This window comes from Cardiobacteriaceae bacterium TAE3-ERU3, assembly GCA_019218315.1.
Taxonomy (GTDB): Bacteria; Pseudomonadota; Gammaproteobacteria; order Cardiobacteriales; family Cardiobacteriaceae; genus JAHUUI01.
This window is the reverse complement of record JAHUUI010000003.1, coordinates 319,341-342,483: the sequence shown is the minus strand read 5'-3', so window position 1 is coordinate 342,483 and position 23,143 is coordinate 319,341. Positions and strand designations below refer to the sequence as shown.

The 23,143-nt window shown below is 48.2% G+C and carries 22 protein-coding genes, 2 tRNA genes, 1 other RNA gene and 1 riboswitch; of the genes, 19 read left to right on the top strand and 6 right to left on the bottom strand.

Going from position 1 to position 23,143, the window contains the following annotated elements:
• The first annotated feature begins 79 nt into the window (after positions 1 to 79).
• The 3 genes from KRX19_07885 to KRX19_07875 all read left to right on the top strand — a co-directional run bounded on the left by KRX19_07885 (position 80) and on the right by KRX19_07875 (position 1,603).
• Entirely contained in the window at positions 80 to 1,297 is a 1,218-nt protein-coding gene (locus KRX19_07885) for a pyridoxal phosphate-dependent aminotransferase (GenBank protein MBV7434943.1), read from the top strand.
• A gap of 86 nt (positions 1,298 to 1,383) precedes the next feature.
• Positions 1,384 to 1,459, top strand: a tRNA-Asn gene (locus KRX19_07880).
• Positions 1,460 to 1,527: 68 nt separating this feature from the next.
• Positions 1,528 to 1,603, top strand: a tRNA-Asn gene (locus tag KRX19_07875).
• Between the two features lie 170 nt (positions 1,604 to 1,773).
• On the opposite strand, the gene acpS is transcribed toward KRX19_07875, so the two are convergent.
• The 5 genes from acpS to KRX19_07850 form a co-directional block, all read right to left on the bottom strand.
• Positions 1,774 to 2,151: a holo-ACP synthase gene (acpS, locus tag KRX19_07870; protein ID MBV7434942.1), complete on the bottom strand. Its 378-nt coding sequence runs from the start codon at positions 2,149 to 2,151 to the stop codon at positions 1,774 to 1,776.
• Positions 2,148 to 2,786, bottom strand: a complete 639-nt coding sequence (locus KRX19_07865; GenBank protein MBV7434941.1) for an ATP-binding cassette domain-containing protein — start codon at positions 2,784 to 2,786, stop codon at positions 2,148 to 2,150. Before KRX19_07865 ends, acpS begins: the two co-directional genes overlap by 4 nt.
• Positions 2,787 to 2,793: 7 nt before the next feature.
• Complete coding sequence (locus tag KRX19_07860) at positions 2,794 to 4,293, bottom strand: ABC transporter permease subunit (protein ID MBV7434940.1); 1,500 nt, start codon at positions 4,291 to 4,293, stop codon at positions 2,794 to 2,796.
• Between the two features lie 8 nt (positions 4,294 to 4,301).
• A complete protein-coding gene (locus KRX19_07855; GenBank protein ID MBV7434939.1) occupies positions 4,302 to 4,826 on the bottom strand; it encodes a hypothetical protein in 525 nt (174 codons plus the stop codon).
• 60 nt (positions 4,827 to 4,886) lie between these two features.
• Complete coding sequence (locus KRX19_07850; protein MBV7434938.1) at positions 4,887 to 5,867, bottom strand: thiamine ABC transporter substrate-binding protein; 981 nt, start codon at positions 5,865 to 5,867, stop codon at positions 4,887 to 4,889.
• A riboswitch (TPP riboswitch) is annotated at positions 5,853 to 5,948 on the bottom strand. It overlaps the preceding gene by 15 nt.
• 248 nt (positions 5,949 to 6,196) lie before the next feature.
• Here KRX19_07850 and KRX19_07845 point away from each other — a divergent pair.
• From KRX19_07845 to ssrA, 8 genes are all read left to right on the top strand, one after another.
• Positions 6,197 to 6,499, top strand: a complete 303-nt coding sequence (locus KRX19_07845; protein MBV7434937.1) for a hypothetical protein — start codon at positions 6,197 to 6,199, stop codon at positions 6,497 to 6,499.
• A gap of 85 nt (positions 6,500 to 6,584) precedes the next feature.
• Entirely contained in the window at positions 6,585 to 7,730 is a 1,146-nt protein-coding gene (metK, locus tag KRX19_07840) for a methionine adenosyltransferase (protein ID MBV7434936.1), read from the top strand.
• Between the two features lie 138 nt (positions 7,731 to 7,868).
• The gene (locus KRX19_07835) at positions 7,869 to 9,545 is read left to right on the top strand and encodes a carbon starvation protein A (GenBank protein ID MBV7434935.1); all 1,677 of its coding nucleotides are present in this window, start codon (positions 7,869 to 7,871) and stop codon (positions 9,543 to 9,545) included.
• Between the two features lie 74 nt (positions 9,546 to 9,619).
• Positions 9,620 to 9,901 carry a hypothetical protein gene (locus KRX19_07830; protein ID MBV7434934.1) on the top strand — a complete coding sequence of 94 codons (282 nt, stop codon included), beginning with the start codon at positions 9,620 to 9,622 and terminating at the stop codon, positions 9,899 to 9,901.
• Positions 9,901 to 10,872: an ArsA family ATPase gene (locus KRX19_07825; GenBank protein ID MBV7434933.1), complete on the top strand. Its 972-nt coding sequence runs from the start codon at positions 9,901 to 9,903 to the stop codon at positions 10,870 to 10,872. The genes KRX19_07830 and KRX19_07825 overlap by 1 nt, the downstream gene beginning before the upstream one ends.
• Positions 10,872 to 11,171, top strand: coding sequence for an antibiotic biosynthesis monooxygenase (locus tag KRX19_07820; GenBank protein MBV7434932.1), 300 nt, complete (start codon positions 10,872 to 10,874; stop codon positions 11,169 to 11,171). The genes KRX19_07825 and KRX19_07820 overlap by 1 nt, the downstream gene beginning before the upstream one ends.
• A 63-nt stretch (positions 11,172 to 11,234) precedes the next feature.
• Complete coding sequence (locus KRX19_07815; protein ID MBV7434931.1) at positions 11,235 to 12,047, top strand: lysophospholipase; 813 nt, start codon at positions 11,235 to 11,237, stop codon at positions 12,045 to 12,047.
• Positions 12,048 to 12,128: 81 nt separating this feature from the next.
• Positions 12,129 to 12,479: a transfer-messenger RNA gene (gene ssrA, locus KRX19_07810) on the top strand.
• Between the two features lie 346 nt (positions 12,480 to 12,825).
• On the opposite strand, the gene KRX19_07805 is transcribed toward ssrA, so the two are convergent.
• Complete coding sequence (locus tag KRX19_07805) at positions 12,826 to 13,410, bottom strand: OmpA family protein (GenBank protein MBV7434930.1); 585 nt, start codon at positions 13,408 to 13,410, stop codon at positions 12,826 to 12,828.
• A gap of 317 nt (positions 13,411 to 13,727) precedes the next feature.
• Here KRX19_07805 and gyrA point away from each other — a divergent pair, with 317 nt between their 5' ends.
• The 8 genes from gyrA (at position 13,728) to KRX19_07765 (ending at position 23,012) form a co-directional block, all read left to right on the top strand.
• Positions 13,728 to 16,319 (top strand): DNA gyrase subunit A, encoded by a 2,592-nt coding sequence (gyrA, locus tag KRX19_07800; protein MBV7434929.1) that lies wholly within the window; start codon positions 13,728 to 13,730, stop codon positions 16,317 to 16,319.
• Positions 16,309 to 17,400: a prephenate dehydratase gene (gene pheA / locus KRX19_07795; GenBank protein MBV7434928.1), complete on the top strand. Its 1,092-nt coding sequence runs from the start codon at positions 16,309 to 16,311 to the stop codon at positions 17,398 to 17,400. The genes gyrA and pheA overlap by 11 nt, the downstream gene beginning before the upstream one ends.
• 75 nt (positions 17,401 to 17,475) lie before the next feature.
• A complete protein-coding gene (locus tag KRX19_07790; protein MBV7434927.1) occupies positions 17,476 to 18,390 on the top strand; it encodes a prephenate dehydrogenase/arogenate dehydrogenase family protein in 915 nt (304 codons plus the stop codon).
• Between the two features lie 8 nt (positions 18,391 to 18,398).
• Entirely contained in the window at positions 18,399 to 19,715 is a 1,317-nt protein-coding gene (aroA, locus tag KRX19_07785) for a 3-phosphoshikimate 1-carboxyvinyltransferase (protein MBV7434926.1), read from the top strand.
• Positions 19,708 to 20,376, top strand: coding sequence for a (d)CMP kinase (cmk, locus tag KRX19_07780; GenBank protein MBV7434925.1), 669 nt, complete (start codon positions 19,708 to 19,710; stop codon positions 20,374 to 20,376). Before aroA ends, cmk begins: the two co-directional genes overlap by 8 nt.
• 27 nt (positions 20,377 to 20,403) lie before the next feature.
• A complete protein-coding gene (rpsA, locus tag KRX19_07775) occupies positions 20,404 to 22,074 on the top strand; it encodes a 30S ribosomal protein S1 (GenBank protein ID MBV7434924.1) in 1,671 nt (556 codons plus the stop codon).
• 69 nt (positions 22,075 to 22,143) lie between these two features.
• The gene (locus KRX19_07770) at positions 22,144 to 22,425 is read left to right on the top strand and encodes an integration host factor subunit beta (protein MBV7434923.1); all 282 of its coding nucleotides are present in this window, start codon (positions 22,144 to 22,146) and stop codon (positions 22,423 to 22,425) included.
• Between the two features lie 68 nt (positions 22,426 to 22,493).
• Positions 22,494 to 23,012, top strand: coding sequence for a thermonuclease family protein (locus tag KRX19_07765; protein ID MBV7434922.1), 519 nt, complete (start codon positions 22,494 to 22,496; stop codon positions 23,010 to 23,012).
• The last annotated feature ends 131 nt before the right edge of the window (positions 23,013 to 23,143 follow it).

Here is a 23,143-nt window from a genome sequence, read left to right as displayed (position 1 = left end):
ATAGTGTGAATCAAGCCATAAATCGCTGCTAATATGTTGTGACAAAATTCAGTGCTATTAGGGAAAAAGAACAGCGATTATGCGTAAAATTGATAAATCCCATAAGTTAGATAATGTCTGCTACGACATTCGGGGTCCAGTGCTTGATGAGGCTAATCGCCTTGAGCGCCAAGGCTATTCCATTCTTAAACTCAACATAGGTAATCCTGAGCCATTTGGCTTTAACGCGCCTGATGAGATGCGTGAAGACTTGATCGCGAACTTGAATAAGGCGCAGGGCTATAGTGAGTCCAAGGGTGTATTCGCGGCGCGCAAAGCGATTATGCATGAGACGCAGCGTATAGGCATTAAAGGTGTCAGTGTTGACGATATTATTATCGGCAACGGCGTTTCTGAGCTGATTGTGATGGTCATGCAGGCTTTACTCAATAATGGTGATGAGGTATTGGTGCCGATGCCTGACTATCCACTGTGGACGGCTGCAGCACATTTGGGTGGTGGCAGTGCAGTGCATTACTACTGCGATGAAGCAAATGGTTGGCAACCGGATGTTGATGATATTCGTAGTAAAATTAGCAACAAAACCAAAGCTATTGTGTTGATTAATCCAAATAACCCAACTGGTGCAGTCTACAGTGAAGCCATTTTAAGAGAGATCGCAGCCTTGGCTGAACAGCATGGCTTGGTCGTCTTTTCTGATGAGATTTATGACAAAATAGTCTATGACGGCGCACAGCATATTCCGATGGCGACATTGGTTAAAGATACACTTTGTGTGACGTTTAATGGGTTGTCCAAGAACTATCGTGCAGCCGGTTTCCGTGCGGGATGGTTGTTCCTTTCAGGTAATCAGCGGATGGCCGAAGGGTTTATTGCGGGATTGAATATGCTCTCATCTATGCGGTTATGTGCCAACGTGCCAGCGCAATATGCTATCCAGACGGCTCTTGGCGGCTATCAGAGCATTAACGACCTTGTTGCCCCGGGAGGCCGCCTATATGTGCAGCGCAACCTTGCACATGAGTTGATCGAAAGTATTGAGGGATTGTCTGCTGTAAAGCCGAGAGGCGCTATATATAGCTTCGTGAAAATTGATGCCGCACGCTTTAATATTCATGATGATGAACAATTTGTGTTGGATCTATTGCGTGCAAAACATATGTTGTTGGTCCATGGTCGAGCATTTAACTGGCCAGAGCCAGATCATTTCCGCTTGGTCTTTTTACCGCATCAGTCTGATCTGCGTGTTGCTCTGCTTAAACTCGCTGAGTTTATGGAAAATTATAAGCAAAAATAGATTTTTAAATAAAAAAATTAGCTTGAAACGATGCTTGTCTTGACGAGCAGCACAAGGACGGCTAAAATGCGCGCCTCTTTTGAGATTCCCGGATAGCTCAGTCGGTAGAGCAAATGACTGTTAATCATTGGGTCGGCGGTTCGAGCCCGTCTCCGGGAGCCAGTTTTTAGAAGGCTGCAGATAATAATGTAGTTTTCAGATATAGTATGAAAGTACTATAGACAATTAATTCCCGGATAGCTCAGTCGGTAGAGCAAATGACTGTTAATCATTGGGTCGGCGGTTCGAGCCCGTCTCCGGGAGCCAAATCAAAACGGCCTGTGCATTGTACAGGCCGTTTTTTTTATTTCTCTACATGATACTTTCTGTATATTTTACTTTAAAAGCCCTAGTATTCGTTAGATACTCTTTATGTTGGTAGGCCATCTCTGATGGCCTTACTATGGTATTGGTACAGCAATAGTGATGGGTTTAAGTTACTTACTTTTTCTTTCAGCCATAACGAACGCAAGTGCATAGTCGGCTTCATCACTTAGGCTTAGGTGTAAGGTTGTAAAGCCTTGCTGCTTGATGATAGCCTCAATGGTGTCACTATAAGCGAAAGATGGTGCGCCAAGTTCGCTTTTGATGATGCGAATATTGGGCATCAACACAGGATCACGCAAGCCGCTACCAAGTGCCTTGCCGAATGCTTCTTTGGCAGCCCAGCGCATGGAAAGATAGCGTACAGGGTCTTTTTTTTCTGCTAGTTCCTTGATTTCATCCGGATGTAGGACTTTTTCCGCAAAGCGTTGCCCGTGACGAGCGTAAGCTGCGGCAATGCGGCGTTTATCGGTGAGGTCTGTACCAATCATTTGCTGTTTCCTTGCATGATAACGTACTGATTTTTAATTGTGAGTGATTGTGCGTCAAGGCGTTTGCAGTCATCGGGATCGTGTGAGACGGCGAGCAGCAGCCAGCCGTGTTCGGCTTGCAGGCGGCGGGTGAGGTCAGTGATGTGGATGCGGGTGTCGAGGTCGAGGGCAGAATAGGGTTCGTCGAGGAGCATGATGGGGCGGTTCATGAGCAGGGTGCGTGCCAGTGCGACACGTTGCTGTTCGCCACCGGAGAGTTGGTCGGGCAGTTTGTCAAGATAGTTGGTGGGCAGGCTGACGTTGTCGAGCGCTGCAATCAGGCTTTCTTCCGGCAGTTTTTTCGCCGCGAGGCGCAGGTTTTTGCGTACTGTGAGGTGGTCAAAGAGGTTGTGCTTTTGAAACAGGTAGCTGACAGGGCGTCGTTCGACCGGTTTGGGCGTGAGGTCTTGTTCGTTGAGCAGGATGCGCCCTTGTTGTGGCTGGATGAATCCGGCGATGAGGTCAAGCAGGGTGCTTTTGCCGCTGCCACTGGGTGCACTGAGGACGTAGCGCTTATTGGATTCAAGGGCGAGATCGGCATGCAGGGTGAAGTCGCCGCGTTGGTAAGTGAGGTTGTCGAGGGTGAGCATAGTCATGTTGCTTTTACCGTATTTTTTGCCACAGACGGACGAGGATTTGTGGGATAAGGAAGAGCGCTAGCCCGGTGATAAGCAGTATACCCGTGGTTTGCCATGCCTGCGCTTGGCGGTAGTGACCGAGTTCGGCTACGAGGTAGGAGGCGAGGGTTTGAAAGCGGTTGTTGCCAAAGAAGCTGATGACGGCGACATCACCAAGGGTGATGATGGCGGCAAAGCCACATACTTTTCCGAGCAGTGGTGCGAGGGCGGGAAGGTCAATGTGGATGAGTTGCTGCCACGGTTTGAGGTGTAGGGTACGAGCGAGACGTTGGGTGCGCGCGGCATGCGCAGCCCATGTCGGGTAGGCGAGTTTGTACAGGTAGGGCTGGATGAGGACGATGAGCATGAGGATATTGAGGGTCATCGGGTGGCGAAAAGCGTTGGTGACGGGGCGCAAGAGTAGAAATAGGCCAAGGCAGAGGATGAGGACGGGCGCGAGATAAATAGCGTTGATGAGGTGCTGGCTGATGGTGCTGATGCGTGGGTTGAGGGTGGCTGTTTTTGCAAAGAGGATGTGCAGGCTGGTGGCAGTTAGGGCAACGCCACTGCATAGCCACAGGCTGTTGCCAAGTGCCTGCCACAGGGCGGTAGGTGGGTCAGGGTTGAAATGGTGGATGGTGTTAATGATGAGTACCAGCAGCGGTAGGCAGATGAGCGCAATTAATAGCGGTTCAGCAATATTGGCGAGTCGGCTGGGACGCGGTGTGGCGTGTGATGTGTGATGTTGAGGTGGGTTTTTATTGGGCAAAATGGCGAGAAAAGCAAGCAGCATAACGGTTTGCACAATGGCGAGTTGTGCGGCTTGCGGCAGGTTGAATTCGTATTTGACGGCTTGGTAGATGGCGAGTTCGAGGTTGGCATTACGTGGGCTACCGCCGAGGACGAGCAGGACGGTAAAGCTGGTAAAGCAGAGCATGAAGACGAGTCCGGTGGCGTGCATCAGGGCAGGGCGGGTTAATGGAATGACTACACGAGTAAAGTAGGTGAGCACAGATACACGCAAAATGCGGCGTTGGCGCTGGTAGTGTTCGGGGATGGCATCAACGGCCGGTAAGGTGAGCAGGGCAATCAGTGGTGCGTTGAGCGCGACGTGGGCGATGATGATGCCGTGAAAGCCGTTGAGTCGCCAGCTGCTGCCTAACCAGCTGGTAATAGTGACGCTGATTTGCAGTAAAGCGAGGATAAATATCAGGGTTGGCATGATGGTGGTGATCGGCAAGAGGTGGCGCAGGATTTTCCAGCGTCCACGGTATGCCGCCCAAATCAGCGGAATGGCAAAAATAATGCTAAGCAGGGTGGAGAGAATGCTTTGCTCAAGACTGAAAGTGACGATGTGGCGCGTCCACGGGTCGTGCCACAGGTCGCTGAAGCTGGTGGTCGAGGGGCTGTAGTCCCACACCAGCCATAGGGTGATAAGGATAAAGCCTGCGATGAGCAGGCGAAAGATGTTGGCGAGTAGCCGCATGTATTCGTCTACTGCTCTTTAGGAACGGTTGAATCGACTAATTCCAGTTTCTCAATGTCATAGGTAAGTGTGATGGGCACAGACGGGCAGCATCGAGCATCATCTTGGCCGTAGGTCGTGCCGTGTACCACGATATGATAGTCATCAGTAAATTGTGTTTGCTGGGGATCAATCGTATACGAATTGCCGAAATTGATTAAGCCATTGAGTGAGTAATTAGTGACTTTATCAGGTTGGTTTTCACCTGCCATATCGTCCTCTTTAGACCAGTTAGGCCACCATTGCGCCATATACATTTGGCCGTTATTACCACCACCTGAGCCTTCAATGGCAAAGAAGGTTAGTACATAGCTGTGTGTGTCATCGGGGTAGAGCACAGTACGTGCTTCACGGTATTCACCTGAGTAAGTGTCATTAATTAATGCAATCAGTTGCTCTAAATCTTTGTCAATCGGTGTCCATGTACTGGCATGAGCAATTGTAAGGCTGGTGCAGGCGATGGCTGCAATGCTGAGGCGTAGTGTACGGATCATATTGGTTCCTGTTTGTGGCGCAATGCAGCGGTGCTTGCTCACCGCTGCGCAAAGATGATTTTATTCTGCAAGAATGACGCTTTTCCATGTGTCGAGCCACTTTGGCATATCTTTGGCGACTTCAGCTGGTGGTAGGTTTTCCCCTTCAGGACGTGGTGCATCAGTAAATGCCGCAGGCAGTTCGACTCCATCAACTACCGGATACATCCAGTTGGTCAGGGCGATGGATTCCTGTGTTTCAGGTTTAATCAGGTAGTGCAGGAAGTCTTCGGCAAGCTGTGGCTCGGCGGCGTGCTTGAGTGCAACGGCGTATTCAATTTGCTCGTAGTGTGGCTGATCGAAAAGTATGGCTTCGTAGTTGTTGTCGTCTTCGACGATTTGATGGTAAATCGGCGAGGTAGTGTAGGAAAGCACCATGTCAACGTTGCCACCTGTAAACAGGCTGTATGCCTCTGACCATCCGCTGGTAATCGCGCTTAATTTCGGCTTAAGGTTGCGCCAGAATTCAGCGGGATTTTCTGTTTCGCTTTCCGCCCACGCAAGCATGGATGCACCAACGCTACTGGTACGCGGATCTTCAATAGCGATAGTGAGGTCGTTGCTGGCGTTGGCGAGGTCGTTCAAGCTATTGAGTGCCGGAACGTCGCTGTCCTTGCGCTTGATAAAGGCAAGATAGCCGTAGTCAAACGGGATGGCATCTTTTGCGTCGCCAAAGCGGGTGGCAATTGGTTCTTTGAGGTCTGCAACCAATCCAGTATCAAGTACATCGGCAATGCTTTGATTGTCGAGCCCGACAATGACATCCGCTTCAAGTGCGTCGCCTTCAAGTTGCAGGCGACGCAGCATCATGACGCTGTCTTCAGCCGTGAGCCAGTTGATGGTGCAGTCACATTGTGCTTCAAATTCAGCAGTGATTTTGGGGCCTGGCCCCCAGTCTGAGTCAAAAGAACTGTAGGTGAGGACGTTGAGTTGTTTGTCGGCAGCATGTGCGACGTTCAGTGAGGCAGCAAGGATGGCTGCACTTAAGATGATGTGCTTCATTTTCCCTCCGGTAGGATTATCTACATCAGGTTTAAGGGTTTGTTCTCAGCCGCCAAGATGACAGCACCCCTTGGCGTATGATGCCCAAATATATGCTTTGAGTAAAGCGAGTGGAAATGGAGAGTTGGCAGTGCGGTTGATTTGTAGGTAGAATATTGCGCCATAAAATTATGTAAGTGTCATCGTGGGTTTAATGGTGCAACGTTTCGCGTTGCAGCGGCAACTTCCAGCACGATGTTAAATAAAACTGGTAAAGCGCAAGCTCCTTTAGCCCTGAAAGGTTGCTGGTGTGGTTTCATGAAGCAGTCAGGGTATGGAAAGGAATCACCATGTCTTCTTATTATGTGCAAAATCTAAAGCATTGCTTCGTCTCTTGGGTTATATCAGGGCAGAAGCATAAGCGCTCGGTGCCTTCATACGATGCAGTTAGCATTGTTGCAAAGGATCAACACGGCACGAAATCACCTAAAATCAATAAATCTGATAAAGAATTGGCTACTTCAGGATTAGCCGTCTGTCGTGCCCGTATTGCATTACTAGTTAATCAGGTGCGCGGTGAAGCTGTAGCTAAACGCAGTATACGTCATCTCTACCATATGTATGGCACCACGCTACCGCCGTCGGTGATATAACTGGCGTTAAATTCCTGTTTATGGATGCCAGAACAAACGGCTTATATACCTGTTTTCTACGAATTTTGATATTAAAGGAAAAATTATGACCAGTTATTTGTTTACTTCTGAATCGGTATCAGAAGGTCACCCGGATAAAATTGCCGACCAAATTTCAGATGCAGTGCTTGATGCAATCATTGCACAGGATGAGCATGCTCGTGTGGCGTGTGAAACGTTGATCAAGACCGGTATGGTGGTTGTTGCCGGTGAAGTAACGACTAAAGCATGGGTTGATCTTGAGGAGCTGGTTCGCTCGACAATAAAAGATATTGGCTATACCAGCTCGCAAGTTGGTTTTGATGGCGAAACTTGTGCGGTTCTCAATGCAATTGGCAAACAGTCGCCGGATATTGCTCAGGGTGTGGATCGTGAAGAGGCACGTTCGCAAGGTGCTGGTGATCAAGGCTTGATGTTTGGCTACGCTTGTCGCGAGACCAATACACTGATGCCGGCACCAATTACTTATGCACACCGTCTGGTAGAGCGTCAGTCGCAATTGCGCCGTGAAAAGGTATTGCCTTGGTTGCGTCCTGATGCAAAAAGTCAGGTCACATTTCGCTATGAAGATGGCAAAATTGCCAGTATTGATACGGTGGTTTTATCTACCCAGCACGATCCTGATATAAAACAGGCTGATTTACAGGAAGCGGTGCGAGAGTTGATTATCGAGCAAGTATTGCCGAAAGAATGGATTAGTAAAGAGACCAAATATCACATCAATCCAACCGGTCAATTTATTATTGGTGGCCCGGTAGGGGATTGTGGATTGACCGGGCGCAAGATTATCGTTGATACCTATGGTGGCGCAGCGCATCATGGTGGTGGCGCATTTTCGGGTAAAGATCCGTCCAAGGTTGACCGCAGTGCAGCATATGCTGCGCGTTATGTGGCCAAGAATGTAGTGGCGGCTGGTCTTGCGGAGCGCTGTGAAGTGCAAATTTCTTATGCAATTGGCGTTGCTGAACCGACTTCTATTTGGGTCAATACGTTCGGGACGGGCAAAATTGATGACGCTGATATCGTTAAGCGTGTTCGTGCGAATTTTGACCTGACGCCATACGGCATCATAGAAATGCTCGATTTGGTCCGCCCAATTTACCAGCAAACAGCAGCATATGGTCATTTTGGCCGTGAACTGGATGATTTTACATGGGAAAAAACTGATCGCGCAGACGCTTTGCGAAGCTGATCAATATTTGCCTGAACCAAAATAGCAATGCTTGATCGCATTGCTATTTTTCGTTGGACGGAGAGATAAAAGCCATTGCTTGAATTGGCTTTTTTACGGCATAATATTAACCATGATTAATTTCAAGGAAACTTATTTATGAATAGTGTTGTGCTGCTGCTGGTAGGGTTGGGCTGTATGGCTGCAGGCTATTTCCTCTACTCTCGCTTTATTGCGAGCAAAATTTTTAAACTTGATCCCAATTACGATACGCCTGCTAATGTTATGCGTGATGGCGTGGATTATGTACCGACCAATAAATACGTCTTATGGGGGCATCACTTCACTTCTGTAGCAGGTGCTGCACCAATTATCGGCCCGGCAATTGCAGTTATTTGGGGATGGTTACCTGCATTCTTGTGGGTCGTATTTGGTACGATTTTTATGGCTGGTGTGCACGATATGTCCGCAATTTGGGCGAGTGTACGCAACCGTGGTCAGTCGATGGGTACGATTGTTGGTAATGTGATTGGCGCACGTGCTCGAGCATTATTGATGGTCGTTATTTTCCTGTTGCTGTTAATGGTGAATGCTGCATTTGGTACGGTTATCGCGCGCATGATGGTGAATACTCCATCGGCTGTGTTGCCAGTCTGGGGTGCTTTAGTGGTTGCGTTTATTATCGGGCAGTGTATCTACCGCTTTAAACTATCACTGCCGATCGTTTCTCTGCTGGGTGTTATCGCGCTATACGCTTTGATTTGGCTTGGGCCTAAAGTGCCAATTGCGTTGCCAACAGAAATGCTGGGCATGAATAGCGTTGGTTGGTGGATTATTATTTTGTTTGCTTATGCGGCAGTGGCCTCTTTGCTGCCAGTATGGATGCTGTTGCAACCGCGTGACTATATTAATGGCTTGCAGTTGTTCATTGGTTTGGGCGTACTGTATGTCTCTATTTTTATCGTTGCGCCAAATGTGGTTGCACCAGCGTATAACCATGACTTACCGGTTGGTACGGCGCCGATTATGCCACTGTTGTTTGTAACTATTGCCTGTGGTGCTATTTCTGGTTTCCATGGTCTGGTCTCCACTGGTACGACGTCTAAGCAGATTAACAAAGAAACCGACATTCGCTTCGTTGGTTATTTCGGTGCGATGGGCGAGGGCATGCTTGCGCTTGGCGCTATTCTGGCAACCACAGCCGGCTTTGCCACGCTTGCTGATTGGCAAGCTGTCTATACTGCTTTTGGCCAAGGTAGTATCGGCGCATTTATCAATGGTGGTGGTGAAATCATGAGTCAGGGCGTAGGCTTGAGTAAAGAGCTATCTGTGACCATGCTGACCGTTATGGCTGCGTTGTTTGCCGGTACAACGATGGATACTGGTGTGCGCTTGCAACGCTATATTGTTCAGGAAGTTGGTGAAATTTATCACTTGCCGTTCCTGAAGAATGGCACAGTGGCGACTTTGACCGCAGTCGGTATTTGCATTGGCTTGGTCTTTGGTACTGGCGGTAGTGACGGTCAAGGTGGTTTGACGATTTGGCCACTGTTCGGCACAACCAACCAATTAATGGCCGGACTGACGTTGCTGATTGTGTCAGTCATGCTGCTGCGCCGTGGTATCAAGAGCTGGTACACATTGCTGCCAATGGTCTTCTTGCTGCTGATGACGGTGATTGCACTATTGATGCAGCTTGGAACTTTCTACGGCAAAGAACAATGGCTGCTATTATTCCTTGATATCGTTATCTTGATTGCAGCGATACTGGTGTCTTTGGAGTGCGCTTTTGTACTGCGTAAAGAGTGGCCAAAATCGGGTGCTGCAAAAGCATAACTTGATTGTACTGCTTGGCTAGTTTGTCGCCCGGATACAGTCTTGTATTCGGGCGATGCTATTATGGGGTAGATATGAGTGATACTGAGTTGCGCCACTGGAAGGAAAAACTCAAGGCATTTTTTGATGGGTTGGATGCGTTTTACCATGCTCCATATCGGCAAACGATGGCACGTGCAGTACGTGATGAGGAGGATTTGCTGATGACGATGTTATTTGCTGAAAGCCTTGGTGTGCCTAATCCTGTGGCATTTTACGCGTTGGAATTGCAGCCTATTTTTCTTGAGGCATTTCATGATTGGCATACACGTATGGGTATGGAGCATTCACCGCTTGACCACTTTGGGTGTTGCTGATGTCGTTACTTGATACATTGGCACAAAAAAGTGTGTTGTTTGTCGGTGGAAAAGGTGGGGTAGGTAAAACGACGTCTGCAGCTGCGCTGGCTCTGCGTTTCGCCAATGCTGGGCGGAAAACACTGGTGATTTCTACAGACCCTGCACACAGTCTTGGTGATGCTTTTGGAGAGCCATTGTCACACCGAAGTAAAGCAGTTTGTGCAAACCTTGATGCGCTGGAACTCAATCCCCAGGTTATTCTTGAGCAACATTTCAAGCAGGTTGAGCGTACACTTGAAGGCTATACTAAGCCGGAAATGATGGCAAAAATGCGCGATTTTTTGCGGTTGTCTCGTCATGCACCGGGTGCGGAAGAAGCTGCGATGCTTGAGGCGTTGTGTCAACATCTTCTTGGTGCACGTGTTCAAGGGTATCAGCATGTGATTTTTGATACTGCACCAACAGGTCATACTTTACGTCTGCTCAGCTTACCGGAAATGATGCAAGCGTGGACAGATGGCTTATTGGCACAGCAACGTCGGCAAAGCCGTTTGCGTGGTGCTGTAGATGCACTGGACAAACAAAAGCTCAATCCGCTTGCACCAGCACGTAAAGACCGCTGGGCTGATGCCGTTGATGTATTGGAAAAGCGCCGTAGGTTATTTGCCCATGCACGTGATGTATTGCACGATACGGCGCAGACAGCGATCGTGCTGGTATTGATTCCTGAAGCTTTGCCTTTGGCTGAGACTGAAAGGGCTGTGGCACAGCTGGCTGAAAGTGGTATGCCGTGCGCTGGGTTATTCGTCAATCAGGTGATGGCTGTAAAGCAGCAGGATAGCTTTTGGCAGCAGCGCGCTGATCGCCAGCAAGATATTCTTGATCGCTTTGAACACTCCCTTGGCTATTTGCCACAACAACATATAGCCCTTCATGCGGCTGATGTACGAGGTCTCGTAGCGCTGTCTACTTTATTTGGGGAAAAATAATGATATTAGAAGTGGCGCCTTTGCAAATAAAAGCCGGACAGAGTGCTGCGTTTGAAGCAGCATTTGCTGAGGCTCAGCACATCATTATGGGGATGGATGGCTATCTGTCACATGAATTACAACGTTGTTTGGAAGACGAACATCGCTATGTTTTGCTGGTACGCTGGCGTGATTTAAAAAGCCATACTGAGGGATTTCGTGGCTCTCCTGAATATCAGCAATGGAAAGCGTTATTGCATCATTTTTATGATCCATTTCCGGAAGTGCTGCATTATGAAGCCGTCAATTTTCATAAATGATAAAAATTTTGTTGCGTATGGTACCAACGAGAAGGCTTCTTAACTTTGCTATGGGGCATAAAAATGGCTGATAAATTATGGCAGTGGATCGAAGTTCCCTTGGGTGATGTGCAGGGTGTGATTATGTTGGTCCATGGTCTTGGAGAGCACAGCAAGCGCTATAATGAGCTGGTTTCCTGGCTCGTACTACATGAGTATGCTGTCTTAGGATATGACCAGTATGGGCATGGCCGTTCTCCAGGAAAGCGTGGAGTGCTGACGCATGAGATGCAACTGCTTGAGGATCTTGGCACGATGGTGTCGCAAGTAAAGGAACGGTTTAAGGATGTACCACTGTATTTGTTGGGGCACAGTATGGGTGGTTTGCTCGTTTTGGATTGTGCGTTGACCCACTCCGATGAAATTTCTGGTGTTATTGCTTTATCACCAGCATTGAAAGTTAGCTCAGGTATCAAGGGCTTGTTTTTGCCAATTATGCTGAAAGTAGTGCCGGATCTTGCTCTGAATAATGGCTTGCCAATATCAGGAGTAAGTCGCAATAGCGAAGTAATTGCTGCATATAAACAAGATGAGTTGGTGCATGAAAAAATAACACCGCGCTTGGCGCAATATATTCTCTTTGCTGGTGAGCGGGTGCGCAGTAGAGCAAAATCTTGGCAAGTACCTACATTATTACTCTACGCAGGAGACGATCAGTTGGTCAATCCTCAAGGTAGTACTGAGTTTGTTCAAGCTGCACCACAAAAAGTGGTTACTGCTCAATGTTTTGAAGACGCATACCATGAATTACACCACGAGCCAGATACTACTGCTTTTTATCAAGCCTTAGAGCACTGGTTGCCAGGTAAGCATCGCATTGATAGAACAATAAGCTAAACCTGTAAATAGAGCTCTTGGGTGGTTGATTTTACTTAATGACGCCAAGGCTGATTATTGGTATAATGCGCGCCTCACTTAGGGAGCGTTCCTGGATTCGACGGGGATCACAAAGCTCTAGGTGCATGCCGAAGATGACAGAACTTCGTTAAACCCTGTCAAATATATAGTTGCAAACGACGACAACTACGCTTTAGCGGCTTAATCCCCGCTAGCCACTCGCTGAGATCTGTCTGTGGGTTTCTACCGAGTGTTAACTTCACAGAACCGCTGTTGCACGCGTCTGCCGCGTAGCAGTTAAACTAAGTAGACTCGCATTTATTTAGCCTGACCATTGGCGAAATGGATGTTAAACCAAATAATGGCTCTAAGCATGTAGTACCGAAAGTGGCGGATTCGCGGACGGGGGTTCAAATCCCCCCGCTTCCACCAGATTACCTTTTCACTGATTTACTCAGTGTCACAAAAACCCTGTAAAGTCTAAGTACTTGCAGGGTTTTTTAGTCTCTAGGCTTCACAAGCATTCACACCACATTCCACGCATTTTGTAGTACTATTTATGGTACTACAAAACCTTGTAGGACTAAAAGTGTCGTTAACAGAGATAAAATGCCGAAATGCTGCACCAAATGGTATTGATAAGAAATAAGTGTTTTGCCTACTTCTGATGTTTTACGGCATCAATTATGTGTTTCGAGAGAGTACCTGTATTGGTCTGTATAATAAAAAAACCCCGCATGAGCGGGGTTGGATTAGGCAGGCAAATTTGAATGGTTAATTAATTAGTGGTGACAGTTTCTACGACTTCACGCTCAATAGTACCATTGATAGTGATGTCTACGCGACGGTTAAGTGCACGACCTTCAGCTGTTTCGTTTGTCGCAATTGGGTTAGACTCGCCAACGCCGTATGCTTCGATCAGTTGTGGTGGAACGCCATTTTCTACCATGTAGTTTGCAACAGAGGCAGCACGACGCTCAGACAGACCTTGGTTGTACTGTTCAGTACCGACCCAGTCAGTGTTACCTACGATAGTGATTTTCTGTACGTTAGCACCACGGCTATTTACGTCAGCTGCGAGCTGGCGAATAACTTCTTGACCTTGTGGCTTGAGGTCAGACTTGTCGAAAGCGAAGAATGTATCAGCTGAAAGAGAGATCTCTTCAACTTGCTGAACAACTTCAGTAGCTGGAGCGCCACACTCAGGAGCTTGAACGTTGCCCAGAACTTTGACACAGTTGCCAGAGCTGTCACGTACAACAATGTTGTAGTTAGTAGTAAGGTCATCGTCAGCTGTCAAAGCGAAAGCTGAAGATGCGCTAGCTGCGATAATAGCAGCAGCAAGGATTTTAGTCAGTTTCATAGTTAAGTCTCCCATTAACAAAACTTGCAAGTTTATTGTCAGGTTGGTGGACGGATGATCCGTCCGTACGACAGTTCCACAACCATATTCAGCTTAATGCCGTATATAGGTATGAATACCCATCCACGAACTATCATAAGCGCTTTGTCGTAAAAATGCAAAGGCTGCGTATTATAAATGCAACTAATAGGGGGTATTTGTGTTGTGAAAATGATACAAGCGACAGAATTATAGCATCATGATATGATGTAGGACTGCAAAAAAGCGGCTGAGTACAGTCCGTAACGCAATTAAATTTACATGAAGGTTTGCTGACAATGAGCGATTTTGCCAAAGAAATTTTGCCGATTAATCTCGTTGATGAGATGCGTAGTTCCTATCTTGATTACGCAATGAGCGTCATCATCGGGCGTGCGCTGCCTGATGCACGTGATGGCTTGAAGCCTGTTCATCGTCGTGTGCTTTATTCGATGCATAAAAACGGCAATGCTTGGAATAAAAAGTACGTTAAGTCTGCACGTATCATCGGGGACGTGATGGGTAGTTATCACCCGCATGGTGATAGTGCTATTTACGATACGCTGGTGCGTATGGCGCAGCCGTTTTCATTGCGTTATCCACTCGTTGATGGTCAAGGTAACTTTGGCTCGATAGATGGTGATCCGCCAGCTGCGCACCGTTATACGGAAGCGCGGATGACCAAGATTGCGCACAGTCTGCTAACTGATATAGAGAAAGAAACGGTTAACTTTGTGCCTAACTACGACGGTCAACAGTTAGAACCGACGGTATTGCCTACTCGTTTGCCAAACCTGTTACTCAATGGCTCAGCAGGGATTGCTGTGGGTATGGCAACCAATATTCCTCCACATCAGCTTGGTGAAACATTAGATGCTTGCTTGTATCTGATCGAAAATCCTGATGCTGATACAGAAGCCTTGATGCATTATTTGCCTGGGCCTGATTTCCCGACTGGTGCGATTATCAATGGTGCCAAGGGTATTCGTGAAGCCTATGAAACGGGCCGTGGCCGTGTACATATTCGTGCTAAAACCCATATTGAGACCGATGAGAGTAACGGTAAGCAAGCGATTGTCGTTGATGAACTGCCTTATCAGGTCAATAAGGCCAATTTGTTGGTCAAAATTGGTGAATTGGTCAAAGAAAAGAAGATAGAAGGTATTACAGCGCTGCGTGATGAGTCTGATAAAGACGGTATCCGTATGGTGATTGAGTTGCGCCGCGGAGAAGTGGCTGAGGTTATTCTTAATAATTTGTTCCAGCTCACGCAACTACAGACTGTGTTCGGTATCAATATGGTAGCCTTGATCGGTGGCCAGCCGAAGTTGATGAACCTCAAAGAATTGCTCAGTATCTTTATTGCGCATCGCCGTGAAGTGGTGACACGCCGTACGATTTACGAATTACGCAAAGCACGTGAGCGTGCACATATTTTGGAAGGGTTGTCGATTGCTCTGGCCAATATTGATGAAGTCATTGCACTGATTAAAGCGTCGAGTGGGCCGGCTGAAGCAAAAGTTGCGTTGATTGAGCGTGGCTGGAATCCTGGCCAGGTGCTCGATATGCTCGCACGTGCTGGCGCAGAAAACTCCCGTCCTGATGGCTTGGCCAAGCAATATGGCATGCATAAGGACGAATATTACTTGTCTCCAGAGCAGGCTCAGGCAATTCTCGATTTGCGCTTGCATCGCCTAACGGGCCTTGAACAAGATAAAATTATTCAAGAATTCCAAGAAATTATTGATGCGATTAAGGGCTACCTCGATATTCTGCAAATTCCCGAGCGTTTGGTCGAAGTGGTACGTGAAGAATTGGAAGAAATTAAAGCGCAGTTTAATGATGTGCGCCGGACGCAAATTCTTGATACGCATTTGAATCTTAGTCTTGAAGATTTGATTGCTGAAGAAGAGCGTGTAATCACGATTTCTCATGAAGGTTATATCAAAGCACAGCCTTTGGATGACTATGAAGCGCAGCGTCGTGGTGGTAAAGGGCGTTCAGTGACAGCGGTTAAGGATGAAGATTTTGTCGAGCAGCTATTTGTTGCCAATACCCACGACACAATGTTGTGCTTCTCGAATAAAGGCAAGGTTTACTGGCTCAAGGTCTATGAATTACCTCAAGCTGGTCGTAATGCTAAGGGTAAACCAGTAGTTAACCTGCTGCCATTTGAAAAGGGTGAGCGTCTGAATGCGATCCGTACGGTGCGTGAATATCCTGACGATATGTTCCTGTTCTTCGCGACCCGTAATGGTACGGTGAAGAAAACACCATTGTCTGATTATTCAAACCAGCGTGCTAACGGTATTATTGCCATTAATCTGCGTGATGATGACGAATTGGTCGGTGTGGCGCTGACTGACGGAAAGCAAGACATTATGCTGTTCTCAGATGCTGGTAAGGCAGTACGCTTTAACGAGGAAATGGTGCGCAGTATGGGTCGTACTGCTGGTGGCGTACGCGGTATGTCGCTTGAAGACGGGCAGCAGGTTATCGCTTTGTGCGTACTTGAAGAAGAAGGCGATATTCTTACTGTGACAGAAAATGGTTATGGCAAGCGTACCCGTTCTGATGACTATCCAGCCAAGAGTCGTGGTACCAAAGGCGTGATTTCTATTGCTTGTAGTGAGCGTAATGGTCAGGCAGTTTATGCCATGCAAGTCTTACCGGAAGAAGAAATTATGCTCGTCACTAATAATGGCACCATGATCCGTACTGGTGTTGATGGTATTTCGCAATCAGGGCGCAATACCCAAGGTGTCCGCTTGATCCGTACCAGTGACGCTGAAAAACTCATTGCAGTGGCTAAAGTGGTTAATGATGATGACGATAGCGATAATGCTGCGGATGTAGGAAGTGTTGATACGGAAGACAGCAGTGACGAATAAGCCCACGCTAGAGGAACTGCGCCAGCAAATTGATCAGCTTGATCGTGACATATTGCATGCTTTATCAGAGCGAGCACGCTGTGCGCAATTGGTTGGTGAGGTAAAGCGCGCTCAGGATGGCGATGATATTATTTTTTATCGGCCTGAGCGTGAGCGACAAGTGCTGGAGCGTATTCAGGCTTTGAATAAAGGGCCTTTACCTGGGCAAGAAGTGGTACGTTTGTTTCGCGAAATCATGTCTGCTTGCCTTGCGCTTGAACAGCCATTGCAGATCGCTTATCTCGGGCCGGAGGGAACGTTTACTGAGTCGGCCGCGCTTAAACAGTTTGGTCACAGTGTGCTTACCCGTCCGCAACGCAGTATTGGCGATGTATTTAAGGCCGTAGAAAATGGCGATTGTCATTATGGCATCGTGCCGGTTGAGAATTCTACCGAAGGCATGGTCACGCATACGCTGGATATGTTTGTGACTTCAACCCTCGATATTTGTGGTGAAGTGCATTTGCGGATCAGTCAGAATTTACTGACTTTGGCTGAGTCGCCTGAACAAATTGAGCGCATTTACTCACATGGGCAATCCATTGCCCAGTGTCGCGGCTGGCTCAATGAGCACTTGTCACATGCCGAGCAAATTCAGGTGTCTAGCAATGCCGAGGCCGCAAAGCTTGCCAAAGCTGACCCGAAAGCGGCCGCAATCGCGGGTAAAATGGCCGCAGAGCGCTACGATATGCCGATCCTCTTCAGCGGAATCGAGGACGAGGAAAACAACACCACGCGTTTCCTCGTTATCGGACGTCAAACCATTGAAGCATCGGGCAAGGACAAAACCACGGTGCTGGTTTCCTCGCATAACCGTCCCGGATTGCTGTATCGCTTGCTCGAACCCATTTCGCGTCATGGAGTCAATATGACGCGAATTGAGTCGCGTCCGAGCCGAAAAGGTATGTGGGAATACGTGTTCTTTATTGATCTTGAAGGTCATCAGAATGAAGCACACCTGACCGCGTTGTTTGAAGAATTGCGCGATGAGGCGAGTTTATTCCGCGTACTGGGTTCATACCCAACAGCAGTATTGAAATAAATATCTTGATGGGGCTCTAATTGTCCCGTATTTTCGAGTTACTCACTGCGTTGATATTTTGGGAGTGCAGATCTTTTGGTAACAGCAGCATTAAACGATGGTTCAGTAAGAAGTTGCGATGCGGCGAGTCTCGGCATTGTCGCAGTTGTCGGTATTGGTCTCATCGGCGGCTCTTTGGCACTTGCGCTTAAGCAGGCTGGTGTCGTAGATAGTGTGATCGGTGTTGATCAAAATCGCGCTTCGCTCTATGAGGCACTCGACTTGGGTGCGATTGATGAAATTGGTGAATGGGATGATTTGGCCCGTGCCGATTTGATCGTTTTGGCAACACCAGTCGATGCATTGTTCAGTATTTGCAAGGGATTGCATGACTTGGCGCTAAAAGACGGCGTAGTCGTTACTGATGTTGGCAGTACCAAAGGTTCAGTGTTGGCTGCTATGGAAGCAGCTTATGGTGAGGTGCCGTCGTGGTTCGTGCCGGGGCATCCGATAGCTGGGCGTGAACGCAGTGGTATTGGTGCTGTAATTGCCGACTTATTCAACAAGCATAAAGTGATTGTGACCACTTTGCCGTCCACAGACGATGCGGCGCTTGGTGTGGTTAGCCGTATGTGGCATGCAACTGGCGCGATGGTGACGTTTCTTTCAATTGACGAGCATGACGAAGTGCTGGGTGCGACCAGCCATCTACCGCATGTGCTTGCCTATCTGCTGGTAGAAATGCTCAACAAAGATTTGCACAATGAGGAAATCTTTTCTTACGCGGCAGGCGGTTTTCGCGACTTTACCCGAATCGCTTCAAGTAGCCCGGTGATGTGGCGCGATATTTGCCTGCACAATCCCAAAGTATTAAAAAAATTGATTGCCAATTACCGCAGCAGGTTGGTGGCCTTTGAGCAGTTGCTCGATGATGCTGACGGTGAGCGTATCGAGGCACTGTTCAGGTCAGCTAAAACTGCGCGCGACAACCACTATCAAATCATTTCGTAAGGATAACTATGACCGCAATCATCCATTGGCAAACTGCACCTGCAAATACGTTACAAGGCAATATTACCGTGCCGGGGGATAAATCCATTTCGCACCGTGCGATTATGCTTGGCGCACTTGCCGAAGGCACAACCGAGGTCAGTGGTTTTTTGGAAGGTGAGGATTGCCTTTCTACCATGCGTGCATTCCAGGCGATGGGTGTGCCGATTACCCATCACGGTGAGGGACGTGTGACCATTAATGGCAAAGGGTTAAATGGATTGTCCGCACCACAGCACGCACTGGACGTCGGTAATTCCGGCACCAGTATGCGCTTGATGGCTGGTGTGCTGGTGGGGCAAAATTTTGCCAGTGAATTGGTGGGTGATCATTCTTTGATGAAGCGCCCGATGCGCCGCGTCACTGATCCACTCAGGCTGATGGGGGCGAATATTACTGCCAGTGAAGCAGGCACCGCACCGCTCAATATCGCGCCAAGTGAATTGCACGGTATTGATTACGCTTTACCAGTGGAAAGCGCACAGTTGAAGTCTTGCCTGTTGCTTGCCGGATTGTACGCGCAAGGGCGAACCACGCTGCGTAACTGTGGTCGCAGTCGTGATCACAGTGAGCGCATGTTGCGTGGCTTTGGTGTACAACTCGATATTGACGGCGACACCATCATTATTGACGGTGGGCAGACCCTGACCGCGACTGATGTGATTGTGCCGGGTGACGTGTCATCGGCGGCATTTTTTATCGTTGCTGCGTTGATTGCGCCCGCCGGCGAGGTATTGATCAATAACGTCGGTATGAACCCGACCCGTTCCGCAGTGATCGATATTTTGCAGGCCATGGGTGGGCAGATCGAGGTTCTCAACCAGCGCGAAAGTGGTGGTGAGCCGGTAGCAGACTTGCGCGTTAAAGCATCAAAACTAAAAGGTATTGAAATTGATCCGAAGCATGTGCCAATTGCGATTGATGAATTTCCGGTGATTTTTATTGCTGCGGCGTGCGCCGAAGGCACAACTTACGCCAGCGATTTGGGTGAATTAAGGGTTAAAGAAAGTGATCGCCTTGCGACGATGGCGCGCGGGTTGCTCGCCAACGGCGTCGATTGCGAAGAAGGCGAAACCAGCCTGACCATTCATGGTGGCGGTATTCGCGGTGGTGGTACGGTGAACAGCATTGGCGATCACCGTATTGCGATGAGCTTCGCTGTGGCGGGTATTGTTGCCGAGCAGCCGATCGTGATTGAGGATTGTGCGACGGTCGCGACGTCATTCCCGAATTTTCGCGAACTTGCAGCGCAGATTGGTATGAGTATTGAGGTGTGTGATGCGTAAAATCATTACAGTAGACGGCCCAAGTGGTGTTGGTAAAGGCACGTTGTGCCAAGCTTTGGCGCGTGAGCTGGATTGGGCTTATCTCGACAGTGGTGCGCTGTATCGCGTATTGGCGTTGGCTGTTTTGCGTGACGGTATTGCTGAAAATGATGAACCGGCACAAACGGCATTACTTGCCAAGCTCGATATTGCTTTTGCCGCTGGCGATGATGGCGTACGGGTATTGCTTGACGGTGAAGACGTAAGCAGTGAATTGCGCACCGAAACCTGTGCGGCAATGGCGTCAACACTGGCTGCGAAGCCAGCTATTCGCAGTGCTTTACTCGATAAACAGCGCGATTTTGCCGCTGGGCAATCACTGGTCGCTGATGGTCGCGATATGGGTACGGTTGTGTTTCCGGACGCTGCTTTGAAAGTATATTTAACCGCTACACCTGAAGTACGTGCCGAACGGCGTTATAAGCAGTTGAAGGATAAAGGCGATTGTGTTAATTTAGCGCGCCTGACTGCTGAGATAGCGGCGCGTGATGAACGTGACAGTACCCGTACGGTGGCACCGCTCAAACCAGCTTCGGATGCGGTGGTGATTGACACGGGTGCGTTGTCGATCAGTGAGGTACTCGAGCAAGTCAAAAAGCTTGCCGGGCACATAATTTATTGAACATATTTAAACCAGAGATTTTTATTCATGGCAGAAACATTTGCAGAACTTTTTGAAAAAAGTATCGAAAACACCGAACTCAAGCCGGGTTCAATCATCAAAGCAGAAGTCGTAGAAGTCGGTAAAGACTTCGTTGTACTGAATGCAGGCCTCAAGTCTGAAGGCTTCATCCCTGTTGAGCAATTCACCAACGACCAAGGTGAGCTGACTGTAGCAGTTGGCGACGAAGTAGAAGTTGCGCTTGAAGCACTTGAAGATGGCTTCGGCGAAACCCGTATTTCGCACGAAAAAGCACAGCGCATCCGTACTTGGGAAGTGCTTGAGCAGAAGTTCAACGACGAAGAAACCGTTAAAGGTGTTGTTTCCGGTCGCGTTAAAGGTGGTTTCACCGTTGACGTTGAAGGTGTTAAAGCGTTCCTGCCAGGTTCTCTGGTAGATGTTCGTCCGGTCAAAGATCCGGCTTACATCGAAGGCAAAGAAATTGAATTCAAGGTCATCAAGCTTGATCAGCGTCGTAACAACATCGTGATTTCACGTCGCGCAGTACTTGAGCATGAATACCGTGCTGAGCGCGAAGAAATCCTCAAGAACCTGCAAGAAGGTGATGTGGTCAAGGCTGTGGTCAAGAACCTCACTGACTACGGTGCGTTCCTTGATCTTGGCGGCGTAGATGGCCTGTTGCACATTACTGATATGGCGTGGAAGCGCATCAAGTATCCTTCAGAAGTTGTGAATATCGGTGACGAGGTTGAAGTTAAGGTACTGAAGTTTGATCGTGAGCGCGCTCGTGTATCACTCGGCCTTAAGCAGCTGGGCGCAGATCCATGGGGCGACATCGCTGAGCGTTATCCTGTTAATACCAAAGTTAGCGGTAAAGTTACCAACATTGCTGACTACGGCGCATTCGTTGAAATCGAAGATGGCGTTGAAGGTTTGGTACACGTTTCTGAAATGGATTGGACCAATAAGAACGTCAACCCACGTAAATTCGTTGCCGTTGGCCAAGAAGTTGATGTCATGATTCTCGACATCGATGGAGAGCGTCGCCGTATTTCACTGGGCATGAAGCAGTGCCAGTCTAACCCTTGGGAAGACTTTGACAAGAACCACAGCAAAGGCGACCACGTTACTGGCCAAATTAAGTCAATCACTGACTTCGGTGTCTTCATCGGTCTTGATGGCGGCATCGACGGCTTGATCCACTTGTCTGATCTCTCTTGGGACGAAGCTGGCGAAGAAGCTGTTCGTAACTACCAGAAGGGCCAGGATGTTGAAGCAATCATCCTTGCCATTGATGCAGAGCGCGAGCGTATCTCACTCGGCGTTAAGCAGCTCACTCAAGACACCTTTGCACAATTCGCCAGCGCCAATGGCCGTGGTTCAGTTGTCAATGGTAAAGTCGTTGAAGTCGACGAGCGTCAGGCAGTGATCCAGATTACTGACGACGTAACCGGTACTTTGAAAGCTTCTGAAGCAGCTATTGAGCGTGTTGAAGATCTGACCAAAATCCTGAGCGTTGGTGATGAAGTTGAAGCCAAAGTCATCAATGTTGACCGCAAGCACAAGAGCTTGAACCTTTCTATCCGTGCTAAAGACGTTGCGGAAGAAAAAGCCGTCATTCAGGACTACACCCGTAAGGACAGCAATGCTGCTACCTCATTGGGTGATATCTTCAAAGAACTGAACGCAGACGATTAATCCTAAAAGGATTGCTTGACTACCCGTTGTTTAATCGCAACGGGTAGACTGTTTGGTAAGGAGAGAATAATGACCAAATCAGAATTGATTGAACGGCTTGCGATGCGTTACCCAGAGTTACGCGCTCAGGACGTTGAAGAAACGGTTAAGCTCATGATCGAAAAAATCTGTCAAAGCCTGGAGAAAGGCGATCGCGTAGAAATACGTGGATTTGGCAGCTTTTCTCTGCATTATCGTGAAGCGCGTGTTGGTCGTAACCCTAAAACTGGGGAATCGGTCGAAGTGCCAGCAAAATCCATTCCTTATTTCCGAGCAGGTAAGGAATTGCGTGAGCGGGTAGATGTCATTTGATATCGCGTAAACGACCCAAAGTAAAGCGGCGCCGTAAGGCGTCGTTTTCGTTTTCAGGCAAAGTTGGTGTGATGCAGATCAGTGGTGTGTTGATGATATTGATCAGTATTTTTATCGATAGTGATGAATTACTAGGCCATTTCGACCAAAGTTCGGTTCAACCAGAAATATTGCCTGATAGGCTATCTTGTCGGCTGAAGCATATTGCAGATGGAGATACCGTGGTTGCCAACTGTGCGGCATACGATTTGAGAATCCGTTTGATGGGGATTGATACCCCTGAAATGGGGCAAAAGCCTTGGGGGGAGCGCAGTAAACGGGCACTTGCTGCACGCTTACCCAAAGTATTTACACTAGAAAATCATGGGCAAGATGTGTATCAGCGTACCTTGGGTACATTGTATGCTGGTGATCAGGATATTAATTTGCAGATGATTGAGTTGGGTATGGCGGTTGCCTATCGAGGCAGAGATACACCACAAAGATATTATGAAGCTGAGAAACAAGCTAAAGTAGCGAAGCTGGGTATTTGGTCGAAGCCTGGTGATCAGCAAGACCCGCGAAAATGGCGGCGCTATCATCTATAATTCTGGGCGATATTTGCTAAGCCGATGCAAAATTTCACAAAAACTTATTATTAATACTTGTAAACAAAAAGTAATAACGGTATAAAGGACGGTTCGCCGCCAGGGCAATGAGAGCGGCATCTGCTTAGTAC